Origin of the sequence: Photorhabdus sp. RW14-46, assembly GCF_963887965.1 — a bacterium.
Classification (GTDB): Bacteria; Pseudomonadota; Gammaproteobacteria; order Enterobacterales; family Enterobacteriaceae; genus Photorhabdus; species Photorhabdus laumondii.
The window spans coordinates 179,802-189,806 of record NZ_CAWPHH010000008.1; the positions used below are offsets into that span (position 1 = coordinate 179,802).

General features: G+C 44.1%; 11 protein-coding genes and 2 pseudogenes. 1 reads left to right on the forward strand and 12 read right to left on the reverse strand.

The annotated features are described in order from the left end of the window. Positions 1-12: 12 nt before the first annotated feature. The 7 genes and pseudogenes from astB to tnpA form a co-directional block, all read right to left on the reverse strand. Entirely contained in the window at positions 13-1,356 is a 1,344-nt protein-coding gene (astB, locus tag AACQ38_RS09740) for an N-succinylarginine dihydrolase (protein WP_165577992.1), read from the reverse strand. A gap of 50 nt (positions 1,357-1,406) precedes the next feature. Next, a complete protein-coding gene (gene astD / locus AACQ38_RS09745) occupies positions 1,407-2,882 on the reverse strand; it encodes a succinylglutamate-semialdehyde dehydrogenase (RefSeq protein ID WP_165577993.1) in 1,476 nt (491 codons plus the stop codon). Between the two features lie 2 nt (positions 2,883-2,884). After that, positions 2,885-3,913, reverse strand: a complete 1,029-nt coding sequence (gene astA / locus AACQ38_RS09750; RefSeq protein WP_228957120.1) for an arginine N-succinyltransferase — start codon at positions 3,911-3,913, stop codon at positions 2,885-2,887. A 24-nt stretch (positions 3,914-3,937) separates the two neighbouring features. Further along, the gene (locus tag AACQ38_RS09755) at positions 3,938-5,146 is read right to left on the reverse strand and encodes an aspartate aminotransferase family protein (RefSeq protein ID WP_165577994.1); all 1,209 of its coding nucleotides are present in this window, start codon (positions 5,144-5,146) and stop codon (positions 3,938-3,940) included. A 1,606-nt stretch (positions 5,147-6,752) separates the two neighbouring features. Next, positions 6,753-7,253: pseudogene (locus AACQ38_RS09760) on the reverse strand (IS66 family transposase zinc-finger binding domain-containing protein); the annotation flags it as partial. A gap of 63 nt (positions 7,254-7,316) precedes the next feature. Then, positions 7,317-7,652 carry an IS66 family insertion sequence element accessory protein TnpB gene (tnpB, locus tag AACQ38_RS09765; RefSeq protein ID WP_165577995.1) on the reverse strand — a complete coding sequence of 112 codons (336 nt, stop codon included), beginning with the start codon at positions 7,650-7,652 and terminating at the stop codon, positions 7,317-7,319. Beyond that, entirely contained in the window at positions 7,646-7,948 is a 303-nt protein-coding gene (tnpA, locus tag AACQ38_RS09770) for an IS66 family insertion sequence element accessory protein TnpA (protein WP_165577996.1), read from the reverse strand. The genes tnpB and tnpA overlap by 7 nt, the downstream gene beginning before the upstream one ends. Before the next feature lie 92 nt (positions 7,949-8,040). On the opposite strand from tnpA, the gene AACQ38_RS24060 reads away from it, so the two are divergent. Further along, positions 8,041-8,169, forward strand: a complete 129-nt coding sequence (locus AACQ38_RS24060) for a DUF7706 family protein (protein ID WP_445260620.1) — start codon at positions 8,041-8,043, stop codon at positions 8,167-8,169. A gap of 57 nt (positions 8,170-8,226) precedes the next feature. Here AACQ38_RS24060 and AACQ38_RS09775 read toward each other — a convergent pair whose 3' ends face one another. The 5 genes and pseudogenes from AACQ38_RS09775 to AACQ38_RS24070 all read right to left on the reverse strand — a co-directional run. Beyond that, positions 8,227-8,511, reverse strand: coding sequence for an Imm53 family immunity protein (locus AACQ38_RS09775; RefSeq protein ID WP_165577997.1), 285 nt, complete (start codon positions 8,509-8,511; stop codon positions 8,227-8,229). Continuing rightward, positions 8,508-8,780: a hypothetical protein gene (locus AACQ38_RS09780; RefSeq protein WP_207631823.1), complete on the reverse strand. Its 273-nt coding sequence runs from the start codon at positions 8,778-8,780 to the stop codon at positions 8,508-8,510. Before AACQ38_RS09780 ends, AACQ38_RS09775 begins: the two co-directional genes overlap by 4 nt. A gap of 177 nt (positions 8,781-8,957) precedes the next feature. Then, entirely contained in the window at positions 8,958-9,338 is a 381-nt protein-coding gene (locus AACQ38_RS09785; protein WP_036814391.1) for a hypothetical protein, read from the reverse strand. Positions 9,339-9,347: 9 nt separating this feature from the next. Continuing rightward, positions 9,348-9,881: pseudogene (locus AACQ38_RS24065) on the reverse strand (HNH/endonuclease VII fold putative polymorphic toxin); the annotation flags it as partial. After that, positions 9,782-10,005: hypothetical protein (locus AACQ38_RS24070; RefSeq protein WP_207631824.1), on the reverse strand; the 224-nt coding region annotated here is incomplete at its 5' end. The pseudogene AACQ38_RS24065 and the gene AACQ38_RS24070, both read right to left, overlap by 100 nt.

Genomic DNA, 10,005 nt, shown 5'->3' on the forward strand with positions numbered 1-10,005 from the left:
ATCTGCTCCAATTTAGCGCTGAAATTCATAGATCGATCCTAAATTCAAGATCTGCGTAAGCTCATCCAACGCGGTATAAACTTCACAAAGTAATTGGGGATCGGCCAGATCACTGGCGCATAATTCATCACGATAATGGTGCTCTATCCATTTGGTCAGGCGCTGGTAAAGTTGCGTATTCATCAATGTTGCGGGATTAACCGCACGAAATTCAGCGTCGTTAAGTACCACCCTCAGACGCAAACAGGCCGGGCCGCCGCCATTACGCATACTTTCCCGCAAATCAAAAACACGGACTTCATTAATAGGTGCAGAGATTTGTGCACTCAGCGACTGCAAATAATCCCAGACAGCGGAATGTTGGCGGCACTCTTCAGGAACAACGAGCACCATTTTCCCATCAATTTTACTCAGTAACTGACTATTAAAGAGATAAGAATCAACCGCATCTTTGATGCTGATCTGCTCAGCAGGCACCTCAATCGAGACAAAATTCTGTCCCAACACCGCCATTTTCTGTCTAATTTCGGTCAGAACCTGAGACTGATTAAGATAAGCATATTGATGGTGAAAAAGGACACTTCGGTTACTGACCGCAATCACATCGTTATGGAAAACCCCACTGTCAATGGCGACCGGGTTTTGCTGTACAAAAACGGTTTGTGCCGGATTAAGCCGATGCAACCGTGCGATCGCTTCACTGGCTTCCAATGTTTGCCGTGCCGGATAACGTTTAGGCACCGGGCCGCCGCGAAATACGCTACGGCCATAGACAAACACCTGTACGCCCGGCGAATCATAATCACCACCGAGGCGATTATGGTTTGCCGCCCCTTCATCACCAAAATCTTCATGTTGTGGAAGAGCCTGATGATGAACAAAATAGTTTTGATCAGCAAAAGTGGCTTTTAACGCGGCAGTCGTCGTTGCTATTTCCAGCGAACGGTGCAATTTATTGTTTAAATTAGCTACCGTGAAATGAACTCGCTGATCAGCGCTATCCGCCGAAGGTGACACGGTTGCCGCATTTGCGGTCCACATTGATGAAGCAGAACTCAGTTTTGATAATAACACCGGAGAATATTTGGCTGCTTTATGCAATATCTGCTCATCACTGCCGACAAAACCTAAATTACGCAAGGCCGGAATATGAGGGCGTTGTTGCGGCGGAAGCACTCCTTGAATAAACCCTTCATCAGCCAACGCTTTCATTTTCATCAACCCTTGCAGCGCGGCTTTACGCGGGTTAGATACTCTGTCTTTATTATTAATCGAAGCCTTATTACCCACAGAAAGCCCCGCATAATGATGGGTCATGCCGACCAACCCATCAAAATTTGCTTCAAAACCAGCCATAAATCCCCTTGGAAAAATTATATAAGTTGAAAACCTCTCCCGTTAAACGGTTAATCAGGGAAATGAAGCCCTGGCGCAAGCGTTTCAGGTAAAGTGAGTTCGTCAGCAACCAGAGATGCCATCGGCCAGGCACAGTAATCAGCAGCATAATAAGCACTAGGTCGGTAGTTTCCTGACGCACCAATGCCACCAAAAGGCGCTTTACTGGAAGCCCCGGTCAACGGTTTATTCCAGTTCACAATGCCCGCTCTGGCATCTTCCGACAGACGTTGGAACAGAGCAGCATCCGGCGAAATTAAACCGGTAGCCAATCCGAATCGGGTGTTATTGGCGATTGCCAGCGCCTCATCAAATGTGTCATAACGCATAAGCATGAGCAGCGGCCCGAAATACTCTTCATCAGGAACATCAGCGACTTGGCTAACATCAATAATCCCAGGGGTCAACAACGTTGATTGCGGCTGGCATTGCTCCAGCGAAACCAAAGAGATACCACCCAGTTTTTGTAGTCGATCTTGAGCTTCCAATAGATTCTGCACAGCCTGTAGAGAAATGACTCCACCAATGAACGGTTGAGGTTGGGCATCCCAATGGGATGGTACGATCCGCTCTGTCACCTCCACCAAACGCTTAATCACCGCATCTCCATGGGCGCCATTTTTGACCAACAATCTGCGGGCACAAGTGCAACGTTGACCAGCGGAGATAAACGCGGATTGCACAATGGTGTAAACAGCGGCATCAATATCGTCGCAAGCATCGACAATCAATGCATTGTTTCCCCCCATTTCAAGTGCCAACATCTTCTCTGGCTGACCGCCGAGCATGCGGTGAAAGTGAAAGCCAGTATTGGCACTCCCGGTAAACAGCACACCATCAATCTGCTTATCCTCCAGCAATGCTGTCCCGGTACTGCGTGCTCCCTGAACCAGATTGAGCACACCAGCGGGCAAACCGGCTTTTTCCCATAATTTCACCGTCTCTTCTGCGGTCATCGGTGTCAATTCACTCGGTTTAAACACCAGCGTATTACCCGCAATAAGCGCGGGAATAATATGACCATTAGGCAAATGTCCGGGAAAGTTATACGGACCAAAAACCGCCATCACACCGTGAGGACGGTGACGCAGTAAGGCACGGCCATCAGGCATAATCGTTTCTGACTCACCGGTACGCTGTTCCCACGCTTCGATAGAAATAGCCGCCTTACCTATCATGGATTGTATTTCAGTCCGAGTTTCCCATAACGGTTTACTGGTTTCCTGACTGATAACACGAGCAAGCGTTTCTTTCTCCTCATTCAGCAAAGCCGCAAATGTCTGAATGACCTTAATCCGCTCACTGGCGGGCAAATGTGACCAAACATAAAACGCCTCGCGCGCAGCATGACAAGCGGCCCTGACTTGCGAAGCATCGGCGCTGTTAGCTTGCCACAGAACCTGTTGATCTATCGGGGAAAATTTAGTTATCGACTCACCCTGCCCTTCAATCCATCTTCCCCCAATGTAATGTGCTTTATAATTCATGCTTAATTTTCCTTTGGAAAGAGACTAACTAGTCGCACCTGATCCCCATCGCTGACTTGAAGTGCACCCATCTCTGCGGCTGTTAAAAAAAGTTCATTACTGTCACACACCACATTCAATAAAAGCGCCCGAAATTCACTAAACTGCTGATTGGCAACGATGCAAGGAACACCATCGTCTCTGGTCACTGATTCGGCTTTACTAACAGAAACGAGACGACTCTCTTTTACCGCACGTATCCGATCAATCTCAGCCTGTAATAAAGCGCCGCCATCAAAAATATCGATATGGCCTTGATAGATAAGCCCTTCTTTTTCAAGAATTGCCCGCGCGGGTACTGTTTTCTCATGAACCTGCCCAATCACCTTCTGCGCCTCAGCAGATAATAAGGAGATATAAATAGGATGAAGGGGCATGAGTTCGGCAATAAAGGTTTTCGATCCAATACCGGTTAAGTAATCTGCCTGGGAAAAAGGAATGCCAAAAAAATGTTGTCCCAATGAATTCCAGAAAGGGGAATTTCCTTGCTCATCTGCCACCCCTCGCATTTCAGCGAATATAGTTTTAGAAAAAATATCCCTAAATGCGGCGATAAAAAGAAAACGTGCTTTGGAGAGAAATGTCCCATTTCTTCCCTTCTGATATTCCGGATCAAGGAACAAGGTACACAATTCACTGTTACCGGTCTGATCTTGCTCCAAAGTCAACGCTTCAATAGATTTATAAATCCCCAATTCACGTGATGAACGAATGGTTTTTTGTACCCGAAAATTATAAAACGGCTCCTCCAGCCCAACCGCCACTTCGATGGCACTGACACCCGCCACACGATTCGCGCTGGTATCTTCCAGCACAAAAAGGAATCCCTGCTGAGCCCTGGCCAGTTTTCCATCAAAAGTATCAACACTACGTGCAATGCGTGAACGTAATTGATCCAGATTATTGGGAAAAGATGTCAAACCTATACCAGCGCGTTGAGATAAAGACTGAACCCCATTTAAGTCACTATGCCGGACAGCTCGGAAAAGCATCATAACGTCACCTTCAATTTACTATTAACCGACAAACCGCATGATGGCGCTTTCAAGACGAACCAAACCTTCATCAATATCAGCAAATTCAATATTTAATGCTGGCGCAAAGCGCAACACATCTGGACCCGCGATCAAGGCAATTAACCCCTCCTCTGCTGCCAAGTTAGTTAATTGCTTCGCCTTACCCTGCCAAGCTTTATCCAATTCAGCACCTAAAAGCAGCCCTTTACCTCGCAAGCAACTGAATATTTGGTAACGCTGATTCAGTTTCGATAATTTATCCATGAAGTAATCATGACGTTGCAAAACGCCGGTGAGCAATTCCGACTGATTAACAATAGAAAGCACCTTATTGGCAACTGCCGTCGCCAGAGGATTACCGCCAAACGTGGTACCATGCGTTCCAGGTTGAAAAACCGCTGCAATATGCTGTTTTGTTAACATAGCGCCGATAGGAAAACCGCCACCGAGACCTTTAGCACTGGTAAGAATATCAGGCTCAACACCATATTCCTGATAAGCATAAAGGTATCCTGTACGGCCCACCCCAGTTTGAATTTCATCAAAAATAAGCAGCGCTTGAAAACGATCACATAAGGTACGTAATTCCTGCAAGAATGCAGGATCTGCGGGAATAACACCGCCCTCACCGATAATAGGTTCGACAATAACCGCACAGGTATTTTCAGAAATGTGTTCTCTGATTGCAGATAAATTATTATAAGGAAGATGCGTAATTTCTTGCGGAAGAGGGGCATAATCTTGTGAATATTTTGGCTGCCCTCCTACTGTAACGGTAAATAATGTTCTACCATGAAAAGAATCTTTAAATGAAATAATCTCATTCTTATTTTTCCCATATTTATCAGCGGCATATTTTCTGGCTAATTTTAATGCTGCCTCGTTAGCCTCCGCCCCTGAATTACAGAAAAACGCTTTATCAGCAAACGTATTTTCCACCAGTCTTTTTGCTAATTTCAGGACAGGTTCATTAGTGTAACCATTACCTATATGCCATATTTTATCAATCTGAGAAATTAACTCATCCTTTAATTCAGGATGCGCATGCCCTAATGAATTAACGGCAATTCCACCAGCAAAATCGATATATTCCTTGCCATCTTGATCCCATACTTTCGAACCTTTGGCCCGAACAGGTATGAACTTAGCAGGAGAGAAACAGGGCACCATATAGTGTTCAAACCAACTTCTCTGAATATTTTCTAACATAGATCATTTCCCCTTAAAATAGAGAGTACACGGATGAGAGAAAGTAATATGCTCCGCATCATCTTTCGTCTCACACTGACACAACTTATTTAATGTATGCCGAGTAAAAGGTTTACCAAACTGAAACCTAAAAAACCTTAAAAATAATAAGATTACAGGATCTATTTAATATTATTCTTATTAATCCCATGACTATTTCCTAAAACATATACCCGTCATCTTTCAAGTTGCCTCTTTGTTGGCTGCACTCACTCACCCCGGTCACATCGTTCTCTATGCTCCCGGGGATTCGCTCCCTTGCCGTCGCGCTCCATCTTGAAATCCATAAGGTATAGTTGCTCAGCCATTAGACAGATACTGTTGCCCACGCTTAACAAAGTCAACACAAGTTGTACACAAAAAAAATACTTTTTGATCCCGTTCAAAATTCCAAAAAGTATTTTTATGCACAATTTATGCGATTTTAGTGAATAAATAGGGCATAAACAGTGAATAAATTAAATCTACTACATATAGATGAAACGAATAGATAAATAATTATTCATTAATAACGCCTGAAATTTATCTATTCAAATGTAAAATAAAATTTGACCAAATTTAACTTTCAAAAACCCGAGTAAACCGATAACCAAAACAACAAAAAGAGTAAACAATCTGATGATAACTTAATATAAAATTAACTATCATCTAAATGCTCTTAAATTTCAGACAACGATATCCCTACTTATTACCTTATAGATTTCAAGATGGATCGCGACGGCAAGGGAGCGAATCCCCGGGAGCATAGAGAACGATGTGACCGGGGTGAGTGAGTGCAGCCAACAAAGAGGCAACTTGAAAGATGACGGGTATAAGATTATTTGTAACAAATTGACCGTATTGTCCCCTATCTCAATGATTTACTTAGATTAGATAAACAGGTAAAGCCTTTTCAAGTGAAAACGATTCAATAGCGATTATCACTTTCCTCAATCTTGCTTTTAGATAGGAAAAACCCGATAACCAATTCATACCGAATGATCACACCATCGCTAAACAATTAATTATTTCTGAATATATTAGCATTGCAAAACATCCCTATCGTAACCGATTACCAATCGCCTTATTCAAAAGCTTAAACTAATTACTTTACTGACTTGATAAAGAATTGATATACAGTACTGCTTTACGATTGCGATTGAAAAAACAGATATAATCTTTATCATCAATTTATCACTCTAAATAATAAATTTCATTTTCTCCTATTTATTTAATGATCTCATTTAATTTTCTACAATTTTCATTGGCAAACGCTGAGCTGCATTGTTAAAAGTGAAATCGTTATTTGTATTTATTATGTGTAAATGTTAAATCACGCCATATTTTATTTTCTTTATATTAATGTAAAATTGAAATTATTAAAAACCTTGGATTCACATAATAAGTGCAACATCGTTAATCTGGAAGTAAACATGTTCGTATTCCCTTAAATAATAGACATGATATTAAATAAGATTTCAAAATAGTGCTACATCTTATACCACTCATAATTCTTGTATAACAATGGGTTGAAGAAGGCTATGTGTAGCATAATTACAAAACGTTATTTAATCCAAAATGCGACCTATTCAATCAGCCGGGTGGGCTGGGCTTTAGCATGCACACACTGACAGCGCGCGCAGCTGTACTGCGGGCTGATATAGCGCCGGACGATAAACGTGGCCGGCCGGTATTCCAGTCGCTCACTGATTTCATCACGCAAAAAGCGCAGGGCATGACCGCAATCCGGGCAGCTCTCCATCTCCGGCGCCAGCCGGATATCTTCACAGGGTAATGTCGCCGGCAAAGGCTGACGTTTAGGCTGAGACGCGGGCGCGTCTTCCTTGATATGCAGGCGTGAGAGCTGGGTTTCCAGCACCGCGATATCGGTATCGGCATCTTCCTCAAACTGATTGCGTTTGGGACCGGCAGGCAGGGTCTCGCTGTGCGCGCCAAAACGCCAGCGTTGCGCCTGTTTCAGGGCGTCTTCCAACTGGCGAATATAATCACATTGTTGCTGAAGCAGCGCCAGTGCCCGCAGGCGGAACTGGCCGGGGTCATCCAGCGCGATTAAGTCATTGAGCGTCATGCCGACAGTGTACCGGATAATTCCCCGTCGTTATCCGGTAAAAGTGTGACCGGGGTAGCGGAATTAGTTTCGCCAGCCGGACAGGTCATCTCCCTCGACTTGTTGCCAGTGAATGCCGCGGATGAGCCAGTCAAACTGGGCGGGCGTCATCACCCAGCTGCGCTCGCCCTGCTTCGGCCAGACAAAATGGGCCCGGTGCAGACGGCGGGTACACAGCCAGACGCCGTGTCGGTCCCAGCGCAACACCTTGAGACGGGAGCGGGCCTTGTTGCAGAAAACAAAAGCGGCCTCGTCCTGCCAGCGCAAATTCAGTCCCTCCAGGTGCTGGGTCAGGGCATCAATGCCCCGGCGCATGTCGACGGGCTCTCGCACCAGAAAGAGCTGTTGCGGTTTCAGCATCGGGCCAGTACCCGCATCACGTCAGGCAACAGCGTCAATGGACAGGCGATGGCATAGCCGTCTGGGGTATGCAGGGTGACGGTGTGCGCGTCGTCAGGCTGGAGTGAAACCGGCAAGATAGCGGGCAGTGTCTGGCTGAGAGGTTGACGTATTTTGTTACTGTCGGCAATCCAGTCACGGAAAGAGGAAAAACTCAGCTGATGCTGTTCGCAATACTGTTTTCGAGTCAGGTCACTGTGGCGCCATTGGGTCACATGGTGTTGTTTTTGTTCCGGGGTATATCGGCTACGGCTCATGGTGTCAGTCTCCAGGTGAAGATAAGGAAGCAGTAGCGTGCATGGGCCGGAGAGGAAGAACAAGGTGAGATGACCGGACGTTTACGGCCCAACTGGTTAAACGGCTGAACTGGGCAGAGATACGCGCCTGTGCCGTGAATGACGAGGAGGCGTATCAGATTAAGGATGCGATCTCTAAGCTCCAATCCGCTCTGGCTTACCGTGGGTATTCACCAAGATAGATCATCAGAAAGCCGGAAGATCTCGAAAGATCTTTCCGGCTTTAATTAATTATATTTCTACACTTTATCAAGCCATTGTGCTGCATATTTCAGTATTGTCTCTAAATTTGCAATACCTCCATATCCTTTAAATTCTCTTTCACTTGCCTTTATATTTACCCAATCGGCATCAGTGTTATTTACAATAATATTTAATGGGTTTTTCCCATTTTCTCCTGATATATTAACCTTCCAACCAGGATTATCTAATGTACTGATATCAAAGCCATATTCATGTTCCCATATTCCATCGCTTTTAGATTGATACCAGTTTTGAAGGTGTTCAATGATATTATCATTCATTTTAATATCCCTTGTTTTTTAGCTAGTTCTCTAGCTGTACGTATATCTTGCTTAGTAGCAGGTCTGGCTACTTCCTGCTTTTTCAAAGGAAAGCGTTTTCCATTAGGAGCTATATTTATTGGTGAAGTTTGAACATGTGGAGTTGGTATATCCGTTTGGGTTATTTTATCAAAATGCGCTCTACCTCTTAAATCTATATGCCCCATAGTCGTTGGAGTTGAGAATGTCACTGTATTTTTATTAAGTTGATTAGCTAACTCCTCTGCCATTTCTTGAGCATTTTTAGACTTATTACCAACATCTTGGCAATTTTTACCGGCTAACCCGAAAGGGTCAATCCAGTTTACCGGGTTATGAACGTAACTATAAAGACGGAATGTTTAATGTGCTGAATGGGAACTAGATAAAAGAGCCGGAAGATCACGGAGATCTTTCCGGCTTAAACATTATTTACTATATATATCACATCGTTGGAACGTTAAGGCTTCCAACTCCAAAGAAACACTCCACTCGTCTCCTTTGAGATTGAAAGAGTAAAAATCACCTTTTTCTAAAAAAATTAATTCGGATGAAGTGATCTTTTGCCAGTTAACTATTTCAACTTTTCTCAAAAACTGACCAATGATTTTAATAACAATGACATTATAATCTTTCCCCCATACTCCCCATTTAGCGACTTCTTTTTCTGGTCTTTGTGTTACATGGATATTTAGTGATACCTGATCTGCTATATCGAGTCCAACTTGTCCAAGAAGAATGTCATCTTTTAATCCTTCAGGAAAAAGTGAAGTTAAGAATTTGTTATTTATGACTTCAATAATGTTCATGTTATTTCCCTAAAAGTTATAGTGACCATGAGTTCCCGGAACATCACCTGTATTCAAGTTATCGGGTGGCCTGACGTTAAAATGAGACTCTGCTCCATGTAAAGGTGTTGCTTTTGCGTGCCCTAAGCTGTGTTCTTGAATAATTACCGTAGAACCATTTTTATCTTTAAAATGATATTGCCGTGCTTCAATTGCAACGCCTTTGGAATCACGAATAAAATCACCATAACCATCTTTCAATTTAGCTTTGGATATTTCAAATGGATGCTGGCTATTAGGGATTCCCGCATCTCTCTTGGCCTGCCGTAGCGCATCACGACGACTTTTCCCTTCATAGGTCGTTTTCTTGTTCTTAGTCCCTGGACATCCGGCTAACCCGAATGGGTCAATCCAATTGACCGGATCATGGACATACCCGTACGGGTTAATGCCACCACTAAGATTCAGCGGATCAGGCGATAAGTACTGGCCTGTATCACTCTCGTAATAACGGTGCCGATTATAAAATAAACCGCTTTCCTTGTCTTCGTACTGACCGGCGAAGGGGCATCATCTCCGAGGCAGTCATACCCGTTGGGCAGAGCCAGCCCGCGCAGGGCATGGCTTTCACAAGGAAGCATTGCGACCATTTTGTCCCCGCCACTTTTTTTTCCCCGACGTGCCTTTT

Excerpts from the sequence above, each read along its gene's own strand:
- astB (WP_165577992.1), bottom strand. The coding sequence starts at position 1,356 with ATGGCTGGTTTTGAAGCAAATTTTGATGGGTTGGTCGGCATGACCCAT.
- astD (WP_165577993.1), bottom strand. The coding sequence starts at position 2,882 with ATGAATTATAAAGCACATTACATTGGGGGAAGATGGATTGAAGGGCAG.
- astA (WP_228957120.1), bottom strand. The coding sequence starts at position 3,913 with ATGCTTTTCCGAGCTGTCCGGCATAGTGACTTAAATGGGGTTCAGTCT.
- AACQ38_RS09755 (WP_165577994.1), bottom strand. The coding sequence starts at position 5,146 with ATGTTAGAAAATATTCAGAGAAGTTGGTTTGAACACTATATGGTGCCC.
- tnpB (WP_165577995.1), bottom strand. The coding sequence starts at position 7,652 with ATGCTGAAACCGCAACAGCTCTTTCTGGTGCGAGAGCCCGTCGACATG.
- tnpA (WP_165577996.1), bottom strand. The coding sequence starts at position 7,948 with ATGAGCCGTAGCCGATATACCCCGGAACAAAAACAACACCATGTGACC.
- AACQ38_RS09775 (WP_165577997.1), bottom strand. The coding sequence starts at position 8,511 with ATGAATGATAATATCATTGAACACCTTCAAAACTGGTATCAATCTAAA.
- AACQ38_RS09780 (WP_207631823.1), bottom strand. The coding sequence starts at position 8,780 with ATGGCAGAGGAGTTAGCTAATCAACTTAATAAAAATACAGTGACATTC.
- AACQ38_RS09785 (WP_036814391.1), bottom strand. The coding sequence starts at position 9,338 with ATGAACATTATTGAAGTCATAAATAACAAATTCTTAACTTCACTTTTT.